The 23,831-nt window shown below is 61.8% G+C and carries 20 protein-coding genes; 19 read left to right on the top strand and 1 reads right to left on the bottom strand.

The features are described from left to right. The first annotated feature begins 31 nt into the window (after positions 1–31). From H9529_RS19705 to H9529_RS19760, 12 genes are all read left to right on the top strand, one after another. Positions 32–2,056, top strand: coding sequence for an alpha/beta hydrolase domain-containing protein (locus H9529_RS19705; RefSeq protein WP_092888672.1), 2,025 nt, complete (start codon positions 32–34; stop codon positions 2,054–2,056). Between the two features lie 12 nt (positions 2,057–2,068). After that, positions 2,069–3,682: a gamma-glutamyltransferase family protein gene (locus H9529_RS19710; RefSeq protein ID WP_092889214.1), complete on the top strand. Its 1,614-nt coding sequence runs from the start codon at positions 2,069–2,071 to the stop codon at positions 3,680–3,682. Between the two features lie 65 nt (positions 3,683–3,747). Then, entirely contained in the window at positions 3,748–4,347 is a 600-nt protein-coding gene (locus H9529_RS19715; protein ID WP_092888669.1) for a flavin reductase family protein, read from the top strand. 325 nt (positions 4,348–4,672) lie between these two features. Further along, positions 4,673–5,431: a DeoR/GlpR family DNA-binding transcription regulator gene (locus H9529_RS19720; RefSeq protein WP_176847050.1), complete on the top strand. Its 759-nt coding sequence runs from the start codon at positions 4,673–4,675 to the stop codon at positions 5,429–5,431. A gap of 110 nt (positions 5,432–5,541) precedes the next feature. After that, positions 5,542–6,594, top strand: a complete 1,053-nt coding sequence (locus tag H9529_RS19725) for an autoinducer 2 ABC transporter substrate-binding protein (RefSeq protein WP_092888663.1) — start codon at positions 5,542–5,544, stop codon at positions 6,592–6,594. 151 nt (positions 6,595–6,745) lie between these two features. After that, positions 6,746–8,260 carry a sugar ABC transporter ATP-binding protein gene (locus H9529_RS19730; protein ID WP_092888660.1) on the top strand — a complete coding sequence of 505 codons (1,515 nt, stop codon included), beginning with the start codon at positions 6,746–6,748 and terminating at the stop codon, positions 8,258–8,260. After that, entirely contained in the window at positions 8,257–9,234 is a 978-nt protein-coding gene (locus H9529_RS19735; protein ID WP_092888657.1) for an ABC transporter permease, read from the top strand. The genes H9529_RS19730 and H9529_RS19735 overlap by 4 nt, the downstream gene beginning before the upstream one ends. 58 nt (positions 9,235–9,292) lie before the next feature. Beyond that, positions 9,293–10,267: an ABC transporter permease gene (locus H9529_RS19740; protein WP_223814444.1), complete on the top strand. Its 975-nt coding sequence runs from the start codon at positions 9,293–9,295 to the stop codon at positions 10,265–10,267. Position 10,268: 1 nt separating this feature from the next. Next, positions 10,269–11,369: an aldose 1-epimerase family protein gene (locus H9529_RS19745; RefSeq protein ID WP_092888652.1), complete on the top strand. Its 1,101-nt coding sequence runs from the start codon at positions 10,269–10,271 to the stop codon at positions 11,367–11,369. Continuing rightward, on the top strand, positions 11,362–12,300 hold the full coding sequence (gene rbsK, locus H9529_RS19750; protein ID WP_092888649.1) for a ribokinase: 939 nt from the start codon (positions 11,362–11,364) through the stop codon (positions 12,298–12,300). Before H9529_RS19745 ends, rbsK begins: the two co-directional genes overlap by 8 nt. Positions 12,301–12,476: 176 nt before the next feature. Beyond that, positions 12,477–13,406, top strand: coding sequence for a deoxyribose-phosphate aldolase (deoC, locus tag H9529_RS19755; protein ID WP_223814445.1), 930 nt, complete (start codon positions 12,477–12,479; stop codon positions 13,404–13,406). Positions 13,407–13,418: 12 nt separating this feature from the next. Continuing rightward, a complete protein-coding gene (locus H9529_RS19760; protein ID WP_218132135.1) occupies positions 13,419–15,782 on the top strand; it encodes an aldehyde dehydrogenase family protein in 2,364 nt (787 codons plus the stop codon). 244 nt (positions 15,783–16,026) lie between these two features. Here the strand turns inward: H9529_RS19760 and H9529_RS19765 are convergent, their stop codons facing one another. After that, on the bottom strand, positions 16,027–17,139 hold the full coding sequence (locus H9529_RS19765; RefSeq protein WP_092888643.1) for an ABC transporter ATP-binding protein: 1,113 nt from the start codon (positions 17,137–17,139) through the stop codon (positions 16,027–16,029). A 120-nt stretch (positions 17,140–17,259) separates the two neighbouring features. Here H9529_RS19765 and H9529_RS19770 point away from each other — a divergent pair, with 120 nt between their 5' ends. The 7 genes from H9529_RS19770 to H9529_RS19800 all read left to right on the top strand — a co-directional run bounded on the left by H9529_RS19770 (position 17,260) and on the right by H9529_RS19800 (position 23,829). Beyond that, complete coding sequence (locus H9529_RS19770; protein WP_092888640.1) at positions 17,260–17,958, top strand: GntR family transcriptional regulator; 699 nt, start codon at positions 17,260–17,262, stop codon at positions 17,956–17,958. Beyond that, entirely contained in the window at positions 17,955–18,866 is a 912-nt protein-coding gene (locus H9529_RS19775) for an alpha/beta hydrolase (protein ID WP_092888638.1), read from the top strand. The genes H9529_RS19770 and H9529_RS19775 overlap by 4 nt, the downstream gene beginning before the upstream one ends. A 28-nt stretch (positions 18,867–18,894) precedes the next feature. Continuing rightward, on the top strand, positions 18,895–20,109 hold the full coding sequence (locus H9529_RS19780) for an ABC transporter substrate-binding protein (RefSeq protein WP_092888635.1): 1,215 nt from the start codon (positions 18,895–18,897) through the stop codon (positions 20,107–20,109). A gap of 78 nt (positions 20,110–20,187) precedes the next feature. Then, positions 20,188–21,099: a carbohydrate ABC transporter permease gene (locus H9529_RS19785; protein WP_092888632.1), complete on the top strand. Its 912-nt coding sequence runs from the start codon at positions 20,188–20,190 to the stop codon at positions 21,097–21,099. Then, a complete protein-coding gene (locus H9529_RS19790) occupies positions 21,099–21,932 on the top strand; it encodes a carbohydrate ABC transporter permease (RefSeq protein ID WP_092888629.1) in 834 nt (277 codons plus the stop codon). Before H9529_RS19785 ends, H9529_RS19790 begins: the two co-directional genes overlap by 1 nt. A 17-nt stretch (positions 21,933–21,949) precedes the next feature. Next, positions 21,950–22,837 (top strand): sugar phosphate isomerase/epimerase family protein, encoded by an 888-nt coding sequence (locus H9529_RS19795; protein WP_092888626.1) that lies wholly within the window; start codon positions 21,950–21,952, stop codon positions 22,835–22,837. Beyond that, complete coding sequence (locus H9529_RS19800) at positions 22,834–23,829, top strand: Gfo/Idh/MocA family protein (protein ID WP_092888623.1); 996 nt, start codon at positions 22,834–22,836, stop codon at positions 23,827–23,829. Before H9529_RS19795 ends, H9529_RS19800 begins: the two co-directional genes overlap by 4 nt. The last annotated feature ends 2 nt before the right edge of the window (positions 23,830–23,831 follow it).

The raw sequence follows: 23,831 nt of genomic DNA on the forward strand, positions 1-23,831 counted from the left end.
TCATTTCCCGAACATCCATGGACTGCCCCACATGACCAACAAGATTACCTTCGACATCCATCACCGCGCGCCCTTTGCAGATGGCGCGGGCTTTGGCGATACCGGCGCTTATGAACACATCCGGGGCCGCGTGCATTTCGCCGTCGATCCGCGCGCGCCCGCGCAGGCAGCGGTGACTGACATTGCCCTGGCCCCGCGCGACGCGGATGGGCTGGTGCATTGCGCCGCGGATTTCGAGATCTTGCGCCCGCTTGACGGTGCGCGCGGCAATGGGCGGTTGTTCTATGACTATGGCAACCGGGGCAACAAACGCGCACTGCAGTTTTTTAACGATGCGCCAAAAACCAATGCGCCTGGTGGCCTGGCGGATGCGGGCAACGGGTTCCTGATGCGCCGGGGTTACCACATCCTTTGGATGGGCTGGCAGGGCGATCTGCTGCCCGGCGACGGGCGGATGCTGTTCGATGTGCCCATAGCGACCGATGGCGATACCCCTCTGACGGGTACCGTGCGGACCGAGTTGATCGCGGGCGGACCGGGGGTCACGGTTTTCCCATTGAGTTCGCTCGTAACCGCGCGATCAAACCCTGCTGTCTCAAAAGATACAAGACGTGCGCGCCTTAGCCGTCGCCGCTACGCTTGGAGCCCGCGTGAGGATATCCCCGCAGATCGCTGGGCCTTCGCGCGGTTGGAACGGGGCCCGGGCGTCGACAATCAGGGGATGGAAAACGCCGTCGTGCCGTCCGACAGCCACGTCTGTCTGCCTGAAGGGTTCGAGACCGGCTGGATCTATGAGATTGTCTATGAGGCGCGCGATCCGCAGGTCCTGGGGCTGGGGCATCTGGCGGTGCGCGATGCGGTGTCGTTTCTGAAATACGGCGATGTGGATGCCAAAGGCACACCGAACCCGCTGAAAGACAACGGTGGCCGTGTCGACTACGCTTACGCTTGGGGCCGGTCGCAGACCGGGCGCTGCATCCGTGATGCGCTCTATCTGGGCTTTAACGCTGATGCTTCGGGGCGCCGGGTGTTCGACGGCGTGCTGCCGCATGTGGCGGGCGCAGGCAAGATGTGGATGAACCACCGCTTTGCCAACCTCGTCTTGCTGCCGGGGCAGGAGTTCGAGAATCATTTCTCGCCCGCCGACCGCTTTCCCTTTGCTTATGCTGTATCGACCGACCATCTGACCGGCGCGGTCGATGGCATCCTGAAGCGGCCCGACACTGATCCAAAGGTGATCCATACCGACACCGCCGCCGAATACTGGCACCGCCGCGCCGCGCTGGTTCATACCGACACCGAAGGCAATGATCTGCCTCAGCCTGACGGCGTGCGGATCTATCACTGGGCCAGTACGCAGCATTTCGCGGCGCCAAAGGTCGATAAACCCGGCTTTGGCATGAGTCAGACTTATTTCAATGTCGCTGCCAGCTCGATGCTGTTCCGCGCGACGCTGGATAACCTTGACGCGTGGGTGTCGCAGGGGATCGCGCCGCCTGAAAGCCTTATGCCCCGCAGGGCGGATGGCACGCTGGTGTCCTTTGACGTCTGGAAGGCCGGGTTTCCACAGATCCCTGGCGTGGCATTGCCGCGCGGACCCAGTCGGCTGGAACTGATGGATTTCGGCGCCGATATCGACCTCGGCCTGATCGCCAAAGATCCACCCGATCTGCCGGGCGGGGAGTACTGCGTGCAGGTTCCGGCCACAGATGTGGACGGCAATGACATCGCGGGTATCCGTGTGCCGATGGTGCAGGCGCCGCTGGGCACCTACACCGGCTGGAGCCTGCGCAATGCCACCTTCGGATTGGGCGCACTGGAAGGCATCACTGGCACCTACATCCCCCTGCCCACCCGAGAGGATGAGCGCGCGCAGACTGGTGACCCGCGGGTGTCGGTGGTCGAACGCTATGGCAATGCTGCGGGCTATGCGCACGCCATCGGCGCGGCCGCGCGCAGCCTCGTCGATGCCGGGCTGATGCTGGACGAAGATGTGGCGCAGGCCGTCGCCGAGGCGGCCGATTGGGGCCGCCCGCGCCATGATGTAAAGCTGTAGGGAATGTATACCATGACTGACAGGGGAATGGTCGTCGCACCGCAGCCCGAAGCCGCCGAAAGCGGCGTCAATATTCTGCGGGCCGGTGGCAATGCCGTCGATGCCGCGATCGCGACCGCGCTGGTGCAGACTGTAGTGGACCCGCTGATGTGCGGGATAGCAGGTTTCGGTTCCATGGCGGTCTACGATCCGGCGACGGGAAGGCAGGAATACCTTGATTTTCACGCGCCCGCGCCCGCAGCCGTGACCGAAGATATGTGGGCCGATCTGGTCGAGGGTGAGGCGCTGGACGGCTTTGGCTTCCTGCTCCGGGGCCGTGTCAACGACCTTGGTGCAGGTGCGGTCGCGGTGCCTGCCAGCCTGCGCGCCTATGAAGTGGCGCACCAAAAGTTCGGTAAGCTGCCCTGGGCCGATGTCGTTGCCCCGGCGATCCGCTGGGCTGATGAGGGGTATTTCGTGCGGCCCGCAATGTACGCTTTCTTTCTGGAAGGTGACGGTTACGGCCGCGCGCCGACGCGTGACCGGCTGACCTATTCGGAAGGCGGGCGGCGCCTGTTATGTGATGCGCATGGCGCCCCGAAAGCCATCGGCGCGGCAATCGTCAATCCTGATTACGCTGACGTGTTGCGTCTGATCGCCCGTGACGGAGCTGATGCGCTGCATGATGGTCCCATCGGTGATTTGGTGGTCGACGCGATGGAGCAGGGCGGTGGCCTTGTCACGCGCGCGGACCTTGCCGCCGTTCGGCCAACGTTCCGGCCGCCGCTGGAAGGCACATATCGCGGTTTGCGGATTGCAACGAACCAACCACCCGGCGGCGGCGTGATGCTGCTGGAGATGCTCAACATCCTTGAAAACTTCGACCTTGCAGCGCTGGGTCACAACAGTACCGAATACATCCGGATTCTGTGCGAGGTGATGAAGCGCGCAACGGGGGACAAGGACCGGTACGTCGGTGATCCGGGGTTTTGCGAAGTGCCGCTGGATATGCTCTTGGACAAGGGGCGCGCAGCCGGGATGGCCGATGACATCCGCCGGGGCGTCGTGGCGCACGTGCCGCGCCTGAACACCCATGCGCCCGTGCCACGCGACACCACCCATCTGACGGTGCGCGACGGGGAAGGGTGCTGTGTGGCGCTGACCCATTCGCTGGCCATGCCTTCGGGTGTCGTACCGCGTGGTACCGGGTTCATGCTGAACGGCTGCATGAGCGTGTTTGATCCGCGTCCCGGAAAACCAGGATCACTGGCGCCCGGCAAATCGCGCTTTACCGCATCGGCGCCGACGATTGTCCATGACGCCAACGGGCCACGACTGATCCTTGGGGCGCCGGGCGGCACGCAGATCGTGATGGGGATCTTGCAGACGATCTTGAACCATTTCGATTTCGGCATGGATATCGATCGCGCCGTGGCTGCGGCGCGCGTCTCGGCCACCTCGGACTTTATTGACGTTTGCAACCGCATCCCGCGCGATGTGCTGGCGCCGTTGGTGGCGCGGGGGTATGCGGTCCACCGCAACCCCCATGGCTACACCTTTGGCTGGGTCCATGCGATTGCAGTGCGGGATGGTCAGGTCACTGGCGCCGCCGATCCCGGACGCGACGGCGTGGCTTATCGTGCCTGATCGGGGGGGGGGGCGACTTCCCCCCCGACCATTCAGATCGTGAAATCCCCCAGACGGAGACATGCATGAACTACGGAGCCGACCGGCCTGCCGTCCTGAAATACGACCCGTTCAAGGCGATTATCGTGCCACGCCCTATCGGCTGGATCGGCACGATGAATGCCGATGGTGTTCCCAACCTTGCGCCCTACAGTTTCTTCACGATGCATGGGACCAGACCGCACATGATCAGCTTCACCTCTGAGGGCGACAAACATTCGGTCGTCAATGCGCGCGACCGGGCGGAGTTTACCTTTTCGCTGGTGACCGAAGATCTGGCGCAGGCGATGAACGCCACCTCGGCTCCATTGCCTGACGGGGCGGATGAATTTGCTGCCGCCGGGCTGACACGCGGGCACAGTATAGAGATCGCCGCGCCCTTCGTTGCTGAAAGCCCCGCCGCGCTGGAATGCGTAACACTGTCGACTACGCAGTTGCGTGACCGGAATGGTTGCCTGACGGGCAGCTACCTGGTCCTGGGCGAAGTCGTGCGCACGCATATCAAAGACGCGTTTATTCAGAACGGACGCTTTGATACCGTGAAGGCGCGGCCCATCGCGCGTATGGGCTACCGTGATTATGCGACCGTCACCGACGCATGGGAATTGATGCGCCCGTCCGATTGATCGGAGCGCGGCGCGTCCTGTCTGGTGGGCGCCCGCATCGGCCTCGGCGAGATATCTGCAACGCTCTGTTGCGCTCGTTTTTATCCAGATATGACCCTGAGAAAGCTGCGCAGACCCTAAAGGCCGCAGCATGCTTTGCTGTTGCCAGGCCCGGTCGCGGCGGCAGGATACCGCATGTACGCCGCCCAATAGCCAACATCTTGCGGCGCACTTGAACCTTTCCGACCGGCCGCACTGGACGCAGCGCGTCGTTCCTGCTTGTCTTCGGGCGCGCGGGCCGGACAGTCCCGGCAGATACCGGGTGCGACGGAAGGACGGGACGACGATGACAAGACCCAGCATGCAGAGTGAGCGGATCGCACGGATCACGGCCATGCTTGACGTGTCGCCTGCGCTGCATTTGAAAGATCTGGCGGTTCAGCTGGGTGTTACGGTCATGACGTTGCGGCGGGACGCGGCGCAGGCGGGGTCGGGCTTTGCGTGTCGCGGTGGCTATGTCGTGCCCGACCGCAATACCGAGCATTATGATTTTGAAACTCAGATGTCCCATGCGATCAACGCCAAGCAGAAGGCCTCGGAATATGCCCTCAATCTGGTGCCCGAAGGTGCGGTGGTCTTTCTCGACACGGGCACCACGCTGCCGCATCTGGCACGGTTGCTGGCCAAGGGCCGCGCAAAGCGGCTGGTCACCCATTGCCTGACCATCGCAGAGATTCTGCAGGGTCGTTCACAGGTTCCGGTTGAGTTTTTGGGCGGTGAAATCCAGTCGAGCACCCGCTCGTGCCATGCAGATCATCCCGCCCGCCGCATCGCTGCGTTGAAGATCGACATTGCCTTTCTGTCAGCCGGGGGGGTCGATCCTGAGGGCCAGTTGAGCTGTTCGCATGCCTATGAAATTCCGCTCAAGCGGGCGCTGATTTCCCATTGTGTTCAATCCCTTATAGTATTTGACGAAAGCAAGATCGGTCAGCGGAAAAGCGTGGTTTTCGGTGATCTGGATGAGGTCGGTGCAATCGTCACCGAGCGCGGCATTTTTTCTGCGGATGAACTAAAAAAGCGGTTGACTCCTTCGGCCACGAATTAGAATGTGTCCTGAGTTATGTTGCGATCCTAACATTATGCGCAACGTAACCTTGGTGACAGATGGTCACCGGGAAACGCGGACGGGGAGGTCCGCATAGTTGGAGGAACGCCATGAAATTCGCATTTATTCACGCTGCCGCTTTTGCCGTCGCAGCCGCAGGGCCCGCTTTCGCGGATCAGGTCGTCGACATCAGCCAAGTCGACCCTGAAATGCTGACATCCGATGAGACCTATTCGATCGCGACGGTGGTGAAGGTTGACGGGATTGCCTGGTTCGACCGGATGCGCGATGGTGTCAGCCAATTCGGCGATGACACCGGCAGCGATACCTGGATGGTGGGGCCGTCTCAGGCGGACGCCGCAGCGCAGGTGCAATTGATCGAGAACCTGATCGCGCAGGGCGTCGATGCCATCGCGGTTGTGCCGTTCTCGGTCGAGGCGGTGGAGCCCGTGCTGCAAAAGGCCCGTGAGCGCGGCATCGTTGTGGTCAGCCATGAGGCATCCAATATCACCAATGTTGATTATGACATCGAAGCGTTCGATAACCTTGCTTATGGCGCAGCGCTGATGGACAACCTTGCGGCGCAGATGGGCGAGACGGGCGCCTATGTGACGACCGTGGGTTCGCTGACCTCGAAATCTCAGAACGAATGGATCGACGGTGCCATCGCGCGGCAGGAAGAAGCCTATCCGGAAATGTCGCTCGCGACCGAGCGGTTGGAAACCTATGACGATGCAAACACCGACTACACCAAACTGAAAGAGGCGCTGACCGCGCATCCCGAAATCGCCGGGATCGTCGGTGGCCCCATGCCGACCTCCGCAGGTGCCGGGCGTCTGATCGCGGAAAGCGGTTTGCAAGGGCAGCTCAGCTTCGCCGGGACGGGCCTGCCGTCGGTGGCCGGGCAGTACCTGAGCCAGGGTGATATCGAATATATCCAGTTCTGGGACCCCGCGGTCGCAGGCTATGCGATGAACTTGATTGCTCTGGCCGAACTGAAGGCACGCGCGGCGGGTACCGATGCGGGTATCGGTGCTGGCACCAATCTGGGCCTCGAGGGCTATACCGATCTGCAACTGGCAGAGGGCGCGAATGCTAAAGTGCTGTATGGTGCCGGCTGGGTCGGTGTGACTGATGAAAACATGGGCGACTACGACTTCTGATCCAGAAGGCGCAGACCGCAGATGCGGGCGGCGCAGGCAATGCGCCGCCCGCTTGTCCCGGATTTCCCGCCATCATGCTTCGTGATCCCTGCAGGCCCGGCCCGCTTTGGTCTGGATCCGTCGCCTGACATTGTCAGACAGGAGTTTCCCCATGACATCCGCTCCCCTGATCGAGCTTCGCAACATATCGAAGCGATTTGGTGGCGTGCGCGCGCTGGACGACGTGTCGCTCTCACTTGACCCTGCCCGTATTCACTGCCTTGCCGGGGAAAACGGGTCTGGGAAATCGACCCTCATCAAGATCGTATCGGGTGTCTATCAGCCCGATGAAGGCGAGATCCTGATCGACGGCAAACCCGTATCGCGGCTTGATCCCGCGAGGTCCATCGGGCACGGCGTGCAGGTGATCTATCAGGATTTCTCGCTGTTTCCCACGCTGACCGTGGTCGAGAACCTTGTCCTCAACACCTTCTTGCGTGAGGGCCGCAGTCGCATCGATTGGCGCCGGGCGCGTCGCATGGGCCGCGAGGTGTTGGAACGGCTGGACGTGAAGCTGGATCTGGGCGCCACCGTTGAAAGCCTTCCCGCGGCCGGACGGCAGATCGTTGCCATTGCGCGCGCCATGCTGGCGGATGCGCGGTTGATCGTCATGGATGAGCCGACGACCACGCTGACCGGGCACGAGGTTGAACGGCTTTTCCGGATCGTGCGCGATTTGCAGGCTGATGGTATTGCGACCCTCTTTGTCAGCCACAAGATGCGGGAAATGCTGGAGATTTCCGAAAACCTGACAGTTCTACGGAATGGCAAGAAGGTTGTCGAAGGGCCGATTGCGGATTTCAATGAACGCGCCATTACCCGGGCGATGACTGGCCGTGACCTGCATCAGAGCCGATTCACCGCGCCAGATGTGAAGGGCAGGACGCCACGTCTGGAATTGCGCAACGTGTCTGTCGGGGAAAAGGCGCGCGAGATTAACCTGTCTTTGATGCCGGGCGAAATCGTGGGCCTTTCCGGGCTGATCGGCGCGGGACGCAAGGCGATCGCCCAGGCGATTTTTGGCCTGCGGCGGGACATGACCGGCGAGATGCGCGTTGACGGGCGTCTTGTTGCGCCAAAGTCGGTGCCCGAGGCCATCGCCGCCGGCATCGCCTATGTTCCGGAAGACCGCCTGTCCGAGGGGCTTTTCCTGACACGGTCGATCCGGGACAACGCCATCGTATCTTCGCTCGAACGTTTCGCGCCCTACCTATGGCTTGACGGTGCGAAATCCGCCACCGAGACGCGGAAGATGTTTGCCGAAATGGCGATATCGGCGCCTGGCATCGACGTGCCGGTGGGCACTCTGTCGGGTGGCAACGCGCAGCGCGTCATGATCGGACGCTGGCTGATGACCGATGCGCGCGTGCTCATCATGAACGGCCCTACCGTCGGCGTTGACGTGGGATCCAAGGAACAGATCCACGGCATCATTCAGGATCTGACCCGGAAGGCCGACCTCGCGGTCCTGATGATTTCGGACGACATGCCGGAGCTGGCCGCCAACTGCAACCGCGTGCTGTGCATGAGTGAGGGACGCATCCTGAGCGAAATGTCCGGCGATGCGTTGACCGAAGAGGCGCTTGACGCTGCGCTCGTTCGCGCAAAACAGGGAGAACCCGCATGACGTTTCTGCGCAGTTCCGATGCGATCATCATGGCCATCCTTGCGATCGCGATGGTGGTGATCGGCTTGATCAACCCGGCCTTCTGGCAGATGTCCAATCTGTTCAGCCTGCTGAAATCCAACGTGGTGATCGGGATCATGGCTCTTGGTGTGCTGTTGGTGATGATTTCCGGCGGCATTGATGTGTCCTTTACCGCCTTTGCCGTTGCCGGGATGTATCTGGTGGTGAAGGTGATGGTGGCGCTGGATTACAACGGTCTTGTGCTGCCGCTCTTGTCGGCGACGCTGATCGGCGGCCTCTTGGGGTTGATGAACGCAGGGATCATTCACCGCTTTTCGATGATACCTCTGATCGTCACGCTGGGCACGGCCTCGGTGGTGCGCGGCCTGGTGCTGGGACTTGTGGGCACCTCCAACGTAAATATCAACAATATGCCGACCGCCCTGATCGAGTTCGGTCAGACCAATCTGCTTGTTCTGGAACGGGCCAATGGCTCTACCTATGGCCTCACGGCGATGATCGCGATCTACCTGGGGCTGGCGTTGGCGCTGCATCTGGTGCTGAACTACACGATGATCGGAAGGTCGGTCTATGCCTATGGCGCAGATCCTGAAGCGGCAAAGCGCGTGGGTTTTTCCACAAAGCGGACGATGATCTTTGTCTATGCGACCGCAGGCGCGTTGGCGGGGTTTTCGGGATTGCTTCATTCCTCGATGATCTGGCTCGCCAATCCTCGGGATTTCGTTGGGCTGGAACTGGATGTGATTGCTGCCGTGGTGCTGGGGGGCGCGTCGATCTTTGGTGGGCGCGGCACGGTGCTGGGCACTGTGCTGGGGGTGTTCATCCTGGTGATGATCCAGAATTCGCTGATCCTGATGGGCATCGACACAACCTGGCAGCGGGTGGTCGTCGGCGCCATGCTGATCGTCGCGGTGACGATGACCGCGTTGCGCGATCAGCGTAAGCTGGTTTGAGGGGGGGAACATGACAAGCCAAACCGATCCAAGGGCGCAGCGCCCCTTTCTGACGCGGATGCTGTCGGATGAAACCACGCGCACGAACCTGTTGCTGGCGGTCGTCTGCCTGTTGGTGCTGGTGCTGATGACCGCCATGCGGCCGACGATGTTCATGTCGTCCTATAATTTTGAGTCCATGGCGTTCTTCATGCCTGAACTGGGCATTCTGTCGATTGCCATGATGATCGCCATGCTGACAGGGGGCATTGACCTTTCGATTGTCGGCGTTGCCAACCTTGCCGGGGTCACGGCTGGCACTCTTTTTGGCATGATGGCGGGGGAGGGCGGCACCGCCGTGCTGGGCCTGGGGCCTGTGGCGCTCGGCGTGTGTGCGGCGCTGATCGTGGGGCTGCTTGCCGGTTTGCTGAACGGGTTTCTGATTTCAGTGCTGAAGATCACGCCCATTCTGGCCACGCTTGGCACGGGGCAGGTGTTTATCGGAATCTGCCTGGTGCTGACGGGGGGGCCTGCAATCGTGGGGTTCCCGGGCGGCTGGAACGGCATCGGCAACGGCAAGCTGCTTGGCGTACCGCTGCCGCTGATCTTGTTCGGCGTCGTTTGCCTCGTGCTGTCGCTGCTGCTGACGCGCACCTCTTTCGGGCTGCGCCTGAAGATGATCGGCACCAATCCAAAGGCCGCAGTCTATTCCGGCCTGCGCCGGGGTCAGATGATCATCTATTCCTATATGTTGACGGGTGCGCTGGCGGCCATGGCGGGCATTTTGCTGTCTGCACGGATCAATGCGGCAAAGTCCGATTACGGCGGGTCCTACCTGTTGCAGGCCGTGCTGATCGCAGTTCTGGGCGGCACCAACCCAGCCGGGGGCCGTGGCAATGTGATCGGGGTGGCGCTTGCGCTCATTTCGCTGACGCTCTTGTCTTCGGGGTTTCAGATGATGCGCATTTCCAACCACCTGATTGATTTCGTATGGGGGGCTTTCTTGATCGCGGTGATCGCCCTCAACTCCTGGCGCAGATGGAAGGGATCCTGACATGACCGTTATCATTCCTCTGACCCGGGCCCATTTCGGGCCTGCCCGGACCGAGCTTGCGCGCCGTGATGATGTCACGGTCACGGGATGGCGCACCGCGCTTGGGATCGAGATGCTGGAAATCATGACGCCGCGCGGACGGGTCGAGTTGTTGCCTTACCTGGGCCAGATGTTGTGGGACGCCACGTTTGATGGCGTACGACTGACGATGCACAGCGCCTTTGCCGAACCACGTCCCGCCCAGAGTATTGTCGACACCTATGGCTGCCTCGCTTATCACAGCGGCCTGCTGCGCAACGGTTGCCCGGGGCCGCAAGATGACCATCCGCTGCACGGCGAAATGGCCTGCGCTGCCATGGATAGTGCCTGGCTGGAAATCGGCACCGATGCTGACGGCGGTTTTGTGCGGCTGGGCGGGCAGGTGGATTTCATCCGGGGCTTTGGCCCGCATTATCGTGCGATGCCCAGCATCACGTTGCGCGACGGCAGCCTGATCGAGATGGCGATGGCCGTGGAAAACCGCTCCGGTCTGGCGATGGAGCTGATGTATATGTGCCACGTCAACTTTGCCTTTGTGACGGATGGGCGCATCCATCAGATGGCACCGTTCACGCCGGAACGTACACGGGTGCGCCGCGACGTGCCCGCCCACGTTCAGCCGACGCCAGCCTATCGCAGCTTTATCGACCGGCTGGCCGTTGATCCGACCGAGAGTGCGCGGCTTGACCAGCCCGATCTGTGGAACCCCGAGCAGGTTCTGTACGTCGAGCAGCCCGGCACTGACCACACAGGCGAGAGCCATGCCTTGCTGGAGCGTCCCGAAGGCGACGGCTTTGTGATGTCCTGGCGACCAGAGCAGTTTTCGCATCTTGCGCGCTGGATACTCAAGGGGGAAGATGCATCGGTGGCGGCCTTTGCGCTGCCCGCTACCTGCGAACCGGAAGGCTATACGGCGGAAAAGGCCAAGGGCAACGTCCGCAGCCTTGCACCCGGCGAAACCGCGCGTTTTGCCACCCGCTTCGGATATACGACGCAGATTGAGACCGCCGAATTGGCCAAGAACATCTCTGCGTTTGGCGAAAAGGAAAAGACCCATGTCTGACACCAACCGGATTGCCGTTGTCGGTTCCAACATGATGGACCTGATCACCTATATTGACCGGATGCCCGGACGTGGCGAAACGCTGGAGGCGCCTGACTTCGCAATGGGATTTGGCGGCAAGGGTGCCAATCAGGCGGTTGCAGCCGCGCGGCTTGGTTCTTCGGTGTCCATGGTTACCTGTGTGGGTGATGATGCCTTTGGCCCGCAGGTCCGCCAGAACCTTGAAACAAACGGGATCGACACGCGCCATGTCCGCATTGTTGGGGGCGCGGCATCGGGCGTTGCACCGATCTTTGTCGAACCGGATGGTGAAAACGCGATCTTGATCGTCAAGGGTGCCAATAGCGCGCTTGCACCCGCCGATATTGATGCCGCTGCGGACACTTTGCGGCAGGCCTCGGCGATCTTGCTGCAACTCGAAGTGGAACTGGAGACTGTCTATCATGCTGTGGCTTTTGGCGCGCGTGAAGGGATCCCCACCATCCTCAACCCCGCGCCCGCCCGGCGGGATCTGGATGTTGGTCGGCTGGCGGGTCTGGACTGGTTTTGCCCGAACGAAAGCGAGCTTGCGCTGCTGTCCGGTCTTCCGACCGCCACCGATGCAGAAGTGGTCGAGGCTGCGCGCAGCCTGATCGCAGGCGGCATCCGCAACGTGGTGGTTACCCTCGGTGGGCGCGGCGCGCGGCTGATTACCGCGACAACGGTGCAAGAGATCGCGCCGGTGGCTGTCACCCCGGTCGATACAACCGGGGCAGGGGATGCTTTTATCGGCAGTTTTGCCCATTTCTGTGGCGCTGGCTTGGAGCCTGCGAAGGCGCTGATCCAGGCAGCGCGCTATGCTGCCCTGTCGATCACCCGACGTGGTACCCAGTCGAGCTATGCCAACGCAGAAGAGTTCGCAGATTTCACCGCCCGGCAATTGAACGTCTGAGACGCATAACCTGTCCCTCAGCGGGTGTACCGCCCGGGGAAAGAATGGATTTGCCTTGTATCGGCCCCGACCGAGGAGACACGCGAATGACAACAAGAACGGAAATCAAGACCGGCACACAGGGCGCGCTTATCCCGGCGCCTGCCCCGCATCAGAGCCACGCGCGCAATGGCGGCATGCCGCTCGATACGGCAATGTTTGAAAGTCACCGCGTGAATCGCGCGGCCGCCGAACGGCGCTGCGCCACGCTGGCGGGGCGGCGCAGCGTCAAGAAGGTGTATCAGGCCGCTTGGCTCGTCAATGCGATCCGCTGCGTCGATCTGACCACGCTTGCAGGGGATGACACGCGCGACCGCGTGCAACGGCTGTGCGCCAAGGCACGCAATCCGCTGGCACGCCACATTGTCGAAGGGCTGGGACTGGCGGCGTCGGATGTGCAGGTGGGGGCCGTCTGCGTTTATCCCACCATGGTGCCCCATGCCGTCGCGGCGCTGGAGGGTTCGGGGATTCCGGTGGCCAGCGTGGCAACCGGCTTTCCGGCGGGGCTGATGCCGCTGTCGCTGCGGCTAGAGGAAATCCGCTGGGCAGTGGCGCAGGGCGCGCAGGAAATCGACATCGTCATCAGCCGCGAACTGGCGCTTACCCGGAACTGGCAGGCGCTTTATGATGAATTGGCCGCCATGCGCGCCGCCTGCGGCGAGGCCCATATGAAGGCGATCCTTGCGACGGGAGAGCTTGAGACACTCAGCAACGTCTATGCCGCGTCGATGGTGGCGATGCAGGCGGGCGCGGATTTCATCAAGACCTCTACCGGCAAGGAAAACGTGAATGCGACCCTGCCTGTCAGCCTGACCATGGTGCGGGCACTGCGGGATTACGGCATGGCGACGGGTCACCGCGTTGGCTTCAAACCCGCGGGCGGCATGAAACAGGCCAAAGAGGCGATCGGCTGGCTGGTTTTGATGAAAGAGGAACTGGGCCGCGACTGGCTGAACCCGGATCTTTTCCGCTTTGGTGCCAGCTCCATGCTGGGCGATATCGAACGCCAGCTCGAACATCATGTGACCGGGCGCTATGCCGGGCCGAACCGCCACGCTCTTGCCTGAGGAGAGAAGACCATGACACTCGACCAGATTCTCACGTCCATGGACTATGGCCCTGCGCCTGAGGACACCGCCGAGGCGCAGGCCTGGCTGGACGGCCATGCGGGCGGCTTTGGCCATTTCATCAACGGTAAATTTACCGATCCTGGAACCATGTTCGATGTGTGCGACCCGGCGCGGGAAAAGGTGCTGGCCCGTGTCACGCAAGGCACGGTTGCGGATGTGGATCGCGCTGTCGCCGCCGCGCGCGCGGCGCAGCCGGGTTGGGCGAAACTTTCGGGGCATGCCCGTGCCCGCCACCTCTATGCGCTGGCCCGCCACATCCAGCAACATGCGCGGCTTTTGGCAGTGATCGAAAGCCTCGACAGTGGCAAGCCGATCCGCGAAAGCCGCGATATCGATATCCCGCTTGTGGCGCGCCACTTCTATCATCACGCAGGCTGGGCCGAGATTTTGAAAGATGAGCTGCCGGGGCATACGGCGCATGGGGTCTGCGGGCAGATCATCCCGTGGAACTTTCCGCTGCTGATGATGGCGTGGAAGATCGCGCCGGCACTGGCGGCGGGAAATACCGTAGTGCTGAAACCTGCGGAATACACGCCCCTCACCGCCCTCGCCTTTGCCGAGATTGTCGTTGAATGCGGCCTGCCGAAAGGCGTCGTGAACATCGTCACGGGTGACTGGGAAACCGGCGCGGCCATCGTGGCCCATGACGGCATCGACAAATTGGCCTTTACCGGCTCGACCGATGTCGGGCGGCTGATCCGGCGCCAGTCGGCGGGATCGGGCAAGGCGCTGACCCTGGAATTGGGGGGTAAATCGCCCTTCATCGTTTTCGACGACGCCGATCTTGATGCGGCGGTCGAAGGGGTGGTGGATGCAATCTGGTTCAATCAGGGGCAGGTCTGTTGTGCAGGCTCGCGCATTCTGGTGGCTGAATCGGTTGCACCCCGGTTCGAGACGCTGCTGCGCGCCCGCATGACCACGTTGCGCACGGGCGACCCGCTCGACAAGAATACGGATGTGGGGGCCATCGTGCACCCCTCGCAGTTGGCCCGCATCCGCGCGCTCGTCGCCGAAGGTCAGGCCGAAGGGGCCGTGGTTCATCAGAGCGATGCGCCGTCGCAGGGGTGCTTCTTTCCCCCGACGCTGGTCACCGGCGTTCAGCCCGCAAGCGTCCTTTCCACCGAAGAGATCTTCGGCCCGGTGGTCACGCTGACCACCTTCCGCACGCCCAGCGATGCGCTGGCGCTGGCCAACAACACGCGCTACGGGCTTGCGGCCAGCATCTGGTCCGAAAATGTGAACCTTTGTCTGGACATCGCGGGCAAGGTCAATGCCGGGATCGTCTGGATCAACTGCACCAATATCTTTGATGCGGGCGCGGGTTTCGGCGGCTACCGTGAAAGCGGATTTGGCCGCGAGGGGGGCCGCGAAGGGATGCGTGCCTATCTGCGCGATCCTGCACTGGCACCGAAAAAGGGCAAGGGCACCACGCCTGCCCCGCTGCTCACAGGCCCTGGTGCGGCCATGGCGTCAAGCGGGATCGACCGCACCGCGAAGCTTTATGTCGGCGGCAAGCAGGCGCGCCCGGATTCGGGGTACAGCTATCAGGTTTTAGGTCCAAAGGGTCCGGTCGGGCTGGCCGGGCTGGGCAACCGCAAGGATATCCGCAATGCGGTTGAGGCCGCGACCAAAGCATCGGGCTGGGGCGGGGTGACTGGTCACAACCGCGCGCAGATTCTGTATTACATCGGCGAGAACCTATCGGCCCGGGCTCAGGAATTCACCGCCCGGCTTGAAAGCTTCGGGATTGCGCGCAAGGCCGCCGACGCCGAGGTCGAAACCGCCGTTGAGCGGTGTTTCTGGTATGCCGCGCAGGCGGACAAGTTCGACGGAGCGGTGCATTCGACTAAAAGCGATTTCGTGACACTGGCCCTGAACGAGGCTGTGGGCGTCATGGGTCTTGTCTGCCCGACGGCGCAGCCGCTTCTGGGGGCGGTGTCGCTGATGATGCCCGCCATCGCCATGGGCAACCGCGTGGTTCTTGTTCCCAGCCAGACACATCCGCTGGCGGCGTGTGATCTGTACCAGGTGCTTGAAACCTCTGACTTGCCGGGCGGGGTCGTCAATATCGTGACCGGCCCACGGGATACCCTCGCCGAGGTGTTGGCGGCCCATGACGGTGTGGACGGTTTGTGGTATTTTGGTGCGGCAGCGGGTTGCTCTGCCGTCGAAACGCAGAGCGCGGGAAACATCAAGCAGACCTGGGCCGAAGCGGACGATGCCCGCGACTGGATGAGCCGTGCCGGACAGGGGCGGCTTTTCCTTGAAAAGGCGACGCAGGTGAAAAATATCTGGGTGCCATACGGCGCCTAGACGATGCGATTGTTGTCAGGCCCCGGCGCGTTGTCCGGGGCCGGGGGTTCTTTGCCGTTTTCGCACAGTTCCGCTGCGGGGAAATCGCAATCGACCATTCGGAAAGTTGGCGTGTGGCAATCGCATGGCGTCCGACAGGCCCCCATGCATTTGTTGTCAGTGCGCGGGCGCAGCATCGGCCCCAACGCGCTGGAAACTGCGGTGGGGTTTCGTCGTTTAAGCCGCGAAATCCCTCATGCGTGGTTCACGCGACCCCTTGAGCCGTCTGCGTGATACGCGGACCGCGCGCCTCCAGACGTTGACCGCTGTCTGCATCGAAATAGTGCAGATTGGCAGTGTCATAGGACAGGTGGATAGGGTGATTGCGGCGCAATGGGATGTGGGGCGCCAGACGGGCTGATATTTCGTGATCTGCAAAGCGGCAGATCGCCATCGTGTCGGACCCCAGCGGCTCAAACACATCTACCATCGCCTCCAGGTTGCTGGTCCCGGCCTCGGCCCAGATCAGATGTTCTGGACGGATCCCGACATCAATCCGGGCGCCATCCTGCGCGGGGATATCCCCGATCTCCACCGTGGTATCGGCCAGACGCAGGCATGGCGTATCCCCGGTCCTGTCAATCACGCCCGACAGCACATTCATCTTCGGCGATCCGATGAATTCGCCCACGAAACGGCAATTTGGCTGGCTATAGAGGTCCATCGGCGGCCCCTCCTGCACGATGTGCCCACCGCGCAGCACCACTACGCGATCGGCCAGCGTCATCGCCTCGGTCTGGTCATGGGTGACATAGACCGTGGTGGTGCCCAGCATCGCGTGCAGGCGTTTGATCTGGGTGCGCATTTCCACCCGCAACTTGGCGTCGAGGTTGCTGAGGGGTTCATCGAACAGAAAAACTGATGGTTCGCGCACGATAGCCCGCCCCATGGCGACACGCTGTCGCTGCCCGCCGGACAACTGGCCTGGCTTGCGTCCGAGCAAGTCTTCGATCTGGAGCAATCGCGCGGCATTTTCAACCATGGGGGTGATGTCGGCGGCCTTCCAGCCGCGCATCTTCAGCCCGAAACCGATGTTCTCGCGGATCGACATATGTGGGTACAGGGCATAATCCTGAAATACCATTGCTACATCGCGTCCGCGCGGTTCCACCTCGTTGACCACCCGTCCGCCGATCCGCAATGTCCCGCCCGAGATTTCCTCCAGACCCGCAATCATCCGCAATATGGTCGATTTCCCGCATCCCGACGGGCCGACAAAGGCGACGAACTCACCGTCATTCACCGAGAGATCCACACCGTGGATGGCACGGAGCCCGCCATAATCCTTCACAATCTTACTGAGGCTGATGTCGGCCATGGCGCATGTCTCCCGTGTAGCACAAAAAGGGGCTTGCATTATTGATAATTTAAGGATTATCGTTATTGATAATGCAAAGCAAGCCCTAAAGCCAGTGCAGATCAAAGGAGCGGCGACAACATGGCTGTTGAAAGTTTCAACACACCATCGGTAACGGATCTGGTCCCGCGACAGTCAAGCCGCCGCAGCCATCTGCTGTTCGTTGCGCTTCAGAAGGAAATCGTTCTGGGCGTCCTGCCGCCGGATCAGGCGCTGACTGAACTGGACCTTGCGCAGCGGTTTCGGTGTAGCCAGGGCACAGTCCGTGAAGCGCTGATGCAGTTGAACGAAGAGGGCCTCGTGATACGGCTACCCAACCGTGGGACACATGTGGCGCCCTGTCATGCAGATGATGCCCGTGCATTGTTGTCGGTGCGGCGCGGCGTTGAATGCGATCATCTGGATCGGGTGGTTGCCCGGGCGGATGACCGGCTGCGGGTCGCCTTGCGCGATTTGCTGAATGCAATGCGCAATGCTGCCCGGGATGGGGATGAATACCTGCTTTCGGTGCACGACCGGGCCTTTCATGCCCGGCTGTTTGATGCTGCCGAATTGCCGCTGGTGGCGCCGATCCTGACCCGGTGTCTGATTCACAACCATCGGTTCAAGATCCTGAATTCGCGGCCCAATCGCGCGCTGGAAGAAACAGCCGAACGGCATGTGCCGATCCTCGCGGCGTTAGATTCGCGCGATGTGGTGCGACTGCGCAGCGTGCTGGCCCATCACATTGCCACGATCGTCGATTTCGGTCCCGATCTGACCGGCGGGCCTGCGTCATGAATACCCCCACTGACACCATGCGCGATGTGTTGGCCCGGCTGGCGAAGGAAGACCGTGATCTGGCCGATCCAACGACGCTGGAACCGCAGCAAGGCCGGACGCTTGCCTTGCTGACCAACCTGCGCTGGAACGACGACCTGCCCGGCATGGCCGAGGCGCGCACCGTGATGCATGCGGGGGGTCTGCCTGCGCGCTGGGTTGTGCCGTCGAATGATAACGGGCGCGATGCGATCTTGCATGTCCACGGCGGTGGCTGGGCCTTTTGCTCGCCCAGCACCCATGAAGGCGCGGCGCGGCGGCTGGCGGTGGCCTGTGGTTGCCCTGTGCTGACATTCGATTATCGCAAATCGCCCGAACATCCGTGGCCTGCCGGATTGGACGACGTGGCCGAGGCATGGCATGGCCGCGACCCGTCGCGGCGGTGGTCAATGGCGGGCGACAGTGCGGGGGCGAACCTTGCCCTATGTGCGATGCTGCGCCTGATTGCCGAAGGGGCCGATCTGCCCGCCCAGGCGCTGCTGTTCTATGGCGTCTATGCCGCCGATTTTCAGACAGCGTCTTATGTAGAAAATTCCGACGGCCCGGGGCTGACCCGCGCAAAGATGCAACGCTACTGGGATTGGTACGCGCCGCAGGAAGTCCGCGCGGACCCTGAGGTCGCCCCTTTGCTGGCGGACGACGCGGCTTTGGCGGCCTTGCCGCCGCTGTATCTGAATGCTGCCACGCTCGACCCGCTGCTGTCTGATAGCGAAAATCTTGTGGCGCGGTTGCGCGCCCTTGGGCGGGATGATCCGTTCGATCGGTTCGACGGGGTTGTGCATGGTTTCATGCAGATGGGCCTTGCTTTGCCGGAGGCGCGCGAGGCTTTCGCGCGGGCAGGCAAGGTTTTTCGTGGGAGGAGCGTCTGACAAGGACGACAACAAGGGAGGAAAGACAATGACCATCAAGAGAACACTGGGGTTGGCCTCAGTTCTGGCACTTACGGCGGGCTTGGCCCATGCTGACGGCACGGTGCGGTTCTGGTATCATTTCGACAATGCTGACAATCCGATGGATGAACTGGTCGCAGAGTTTGAGGCGGCTAATCCCGGCATCACGGTAGAAGCCGAGAATATCCCCTGGAACAGCTATTACGACCAGCTTTACACCGCGATTATCGGCGGCAACGCCCCCGATGCGGCGATGGTCAAGATGTTTGCGCAACCCCGGCTGGTAGAAATGGGGGCGCTGGAACCCATTGGCGACCGGATTGACGCCTGGGAAGGCAAGGACGGGCTGCAGGAGAACCTTCTGGAACTGACCCGGGCAACGGATGGGCAAGCCTATTATCTGCCGGTCCAGTATGTCGTGCTCTACCTCTACTACCGCCCCGATATGTTCGAGGAACTGGGCCTTTCGGTGCCGCAAACCTGCGATGAATTCCGTGACGTCGCGCGGGCACTGACCCGTGACACCAATGGTGACGGGCAAACCGATGTCTATGGCTTTGGGTTCCGGGGTGCTGCTGGGGGCCATGATCATTGGGGCAGCTTCACCCTCGGCCGTGAAGGCGTCAGCCTGACCGAGGGCCTGAGTTCCGCGGCCGGGATCGCCGGAACGCAGTTCGTGGCGGATCTGTTCCGCGAAGACGGCGTATTCCCGCCCTCGACCCCGAACGACGGGTTCCAGGAAATCATCGGTACCTTCAAGGCCGGGCGCACGGCCATGACCATCCACCACATCGGCTCTTCCAACGGTATGGTCGAGGCATTGGGCGACAACGTGTCGGCCACCGTGGTGCCTGAATGCGGCGGTGGTCGCTGGACGTCGTTTGGCGACGAAAGCACCGCAGTCCTTTCCAGCGCCGAAGACAAGGACGCGGCGTGGGAATGGATTTCGTTCCTGTCATCAGAAGGGAACAATGCCCGGTTCAATGAGGCAACGGGGCAATTGCCGGTGGTAAAGGCCGACACGGCAACCTGGTCGCTGCATCCGCAGCGCTTCGTGCAGGCCACGGTCGATTCACTTCCCCATGCCAACCTGCTGCCCAACATGCCCGAAACCTCAGATTTCGTGAACACGGTCTGGGCCACGGCAATGCAGCGGGTGCTGATCGGCGACATTACCGCCGAGCAGATGAACGCCGAGATCACGGATCTGTTCGCGAACTGAACGTAAGATGATCTGACAGGGGGCCCGCGTGGTGCCCTGTCATTTCCGCGCAGCCCGACTTCCGCAGAAAGAGTGCAAATGACCAAGGCAGAAGCCCCTGACAGGCTGCACCGCCGTCCGCTGTCGCGGATCGTGCTGCCCTACGCAATGCTGTCACCCGCCGTGCTGGTCACGCTGGCCATCGTGTTCTTTCCCATGGTGCAGGCAGTATGGATGAGCTTGCATGATTATGTGCTGTTCCGCCCCAATGCTTTCGACTTTGTCGGGCTGAAGAACTTTCGCGCGGCCCTGAATGACGAAGTTTTCTGGATTTCGCTGCGCCACACGGTCATCTGGATGGCAGCGACCATTCCCGCGCAGCTTCTGCTGGGGCTGGTGACGGCGCTTTTGCTGAATCAGCCCTTCCCGTGGCGGCCCTTGGCGCGGGCGCTCATCATCATTCCCTGGGCGCTGCCCTCGGTGGTGATCGCGCTGATGTGGGTGTGGATCTATGACAGCAACTATGGCATCGCGAACGAGCTTTTGTTGCGCGTTGGCCTGATCCAGCGGGCGATCCCGTGGCTGGCCAACCCGGATACCGCGCTGGCAGCCATCATCCTGACGCTGACATGGCAGGGCTTCCCCTTCTTTGCGGTGATGATCCTTGCCGGGCTGCAATCCATTCCGCGCAGTTACTACGAGGCCGCAAGCATCGACGGGGCTAGCCCATGGCGGCAGTTCTGGCACATCACCTTGCCAGGCGTCTCGGGCGTGATCGTCACGGCCGTGTTGTTGCGCACAATCTGGGTGGCAAACAGTTTCGACGTGATTTTCGTCATGACGGGGGGCGGGCCGGGCTATGCCACCCATACCCTGCCGCTCTATGCGTTCATCAAGGCGCGCACCAATCTGGATTTCGGATACGGGTCGGCTATTGCGACGCTGTTTACCCTGATGCTGATGGTGATCGTGCTGCTGTATCTGCGCCGCACCGGAAAGGCGGTGCAGTGATGGCACTTCACAAACGCTCGACCCTGCGCCGTATCCTGATCGTGGATCTGCCGATGCTGGTGATCCTGACCTTCACGCTGGGCCCATATCTGTGGATGCTCATTACCTCGATCAGCCAGGAATCCACGCTGTTCACCGAGGGCCCGTCGATCTGGAACGCAACGATCGAAAACTACACCCGTTTGTTTGCGACAGTGGGCTTCGCGGGCAACATGCTTGACAGTCTGATCGTGGCGCTTGGCACGGTGGCGGTGGGGTTGTCGCTGTCGGTGACGGCGGCTTATGCCTTCTCGCGGTTCAACTTTCGCGGCAAACGGTTCTTGATGGTGCAGTTCTTGCTGATCAACATGTTCCCGCTCGTTCTGTTGATCCTGCCGCTGTTCGTGCTGATGCGGGTTCTGGGGCTGCTTGATACCCACATTGCGCTCATCATCGCCAACTCCACCGTGGCGATCCCGTTTTCTGTGTGGATGATGGTCAGCTACATGAACGGTATCCCGCGGTCGCTGGACGAAGCGGCAATGACTGACGGCTGCACCCGCATGCAGGCGCTGCGTCGCGTGATCTTGCCGCTGTGCATGCCCGGCATCATCGCCACCGGGATTTATATCTTCATCACCTCTTGGAACGAATACCTCTATGCCCTGACACTCGGGGGCCGGAACGTGCGCACGATCACTGTCGCCGTTCAGACCCTGATTGGCGAGTATGAGGTGCAATGGGGCCTGTTGACGGCGGGGGGCATCGTCGGCGCCCTGCCTGCGACGGTGCTGTTCCTGCTGGTACAAAAACGCCTGATTTCGGGCCTGACACAAGGCGCGGTCAAAGGCTGACACGGAAAGGACAGACAGTGGACAACCCAGTTGGCATCATCTCGATGCAGTTTACGCGGCCGTTTACCGGCAAGGATCTTCATTACTTCGCAAAGGCCGCCGACCTGGGGTTCGATTTTGTCGAACTTCTGGTGCCGGAACCCGAAGACTTTCTGCCACTGGCCGATGTCAGGGCGGCAGCGGCGGATGCGGGGCTGTTTCTGGTGCTGGCCGCGCGGGTGAACCCCTGGCGCAGTATCGCATCGGACGACGTGGCGAACCGGCAAGGCGGCATTGATTACCTGAAACAGACGGTGGATGTGGCTGCCGAACTGGGCGTCGCCGTCGTCGGCGGGCCGCTCTACGGTGAGCCCATGGTCTTTGCCGGTCGCCCACCGGTGCCGCGCAGCGATGCCGACATCGCGACCCGTGCGGCACGCACCATCGACGGGCTGGCCCAGGTGGCCCCCGTGGCACGTGGCGCGGGTGTGGTGTTCGGGTTGGAACCGTTGAACCGGTTCGAGACCGATATCGTGTCCACAACGCGGCAGGCGATTGAAGTGGTCGATGCCGTGGGGGATGCCGGGCTGGGCATCATGTTGGACACGTTTCACATGAACATGGAGGAACGCTCCATTCCCGATGCAATCCGCCTTGCAGGCAACCGGATCGTGCATTTCCAGGCCAATGAAAACCATCGCGGGCATGCCGGTACCGGGCATATCGACTGGCCCGCCGTCATGCGCGCGCTGCATCACGCAGGCTACACGGGACCAATCGCGCTGGAGCCGTTTCGCCGCGCCGATGACAGGGTGGCGCTGCCCATCGCCCATTGGCGCGCCCCGCAGGAGGACGAATCCGACAAATTGCGCGCCGGTCTGGGGGTGATCCGCAACGCGCTGGCACTGGCAGGGGTAGACCAATGATCAATATCGGATGGATCGGCTGCGGCCGTCATGCGCGGCAGATGCTGCTGCCGCAGATGGGCCGCAACGGCATGCGCATCGCCGCATTGTGCGACCGGGATGGCCCTGCGATGGCGCAGGTCGCCGCCGAGTATGGTGTGACCTCGCTGCACAATGATTATCAGTCGTTGATTGCCACGCCGGGGTTGGATGCAATCGGCATGGCTGTGGGTCCTGACCTTCATCACGCCGCAACCCTTGCGGCGTTGGCACGCGGCCTGCCGGTGTTCATGGAAAAACCCCCCGCCGCCAATGCCGAAGGCGCCCGCGAAATTGCGCGCGCTGCGCAAACGGCTGGCAAACCCGTGATCGTGGGTTTCATGAAGCGCTATGCCACCGGCAACCGCATCGCAAAGAACGTGTTGGAACAGGGCGGCTTTGGCCGGGTTCTGGGGATTACCGGCGCCTACATGACCGCTCCCACCTATTTCGTGGGTGAACCGGATTACACCGGGTTTTTCCTGCACCATTGCGTTCACTACATGGATCTTATCCCGTGGTTCGCTGCGGAGGATTTCGGTGAAATGCAGGTGCGCAGCGTATCGCCACAGCCCGGTAAGCTGTTGTTGCATCTGAACTTTACCACAGCCAGCGGGGTGATCGGCAATGTGGTGATGGGGACGGTGCAGTCGCGCGGCACCCCAATGGAGGAAATCCGCATCATGGGCGACCATGCACGCCTGCATGTGGACAACGTCATAAATGTTGCCCTGTACCGCGATCCGCCATTCAAGGCCGATGACTCTGCCGCAACGCTGGATCCGGCTTGCGACACGCTGAGCTGGACGCCGAACTTTACCGCTGCGGCAAGCGAAGATCACAAAGGCTATGGCGCCCTCCTGGCTGACGTGGGCGCGGTCTTTCGGGGCGAAACGCGGAACTTTCCTGATATTGCAGATGGTGCGCGCGCCATGGAACGCCTGGAACGCATGGTCGCACAAATTCAGACCTGAGT

It is taken from the genome of Roseicitreum antarcticum (assembly GCF_014681765.1).
GTDB classification, from domain to species: Bacteria; Pseudomonadota; Alphaproteobacteria; order Rhodobacterales; family Rhodobacteraceae; genus Roseicitreum; species Roseicitreum antarcticum.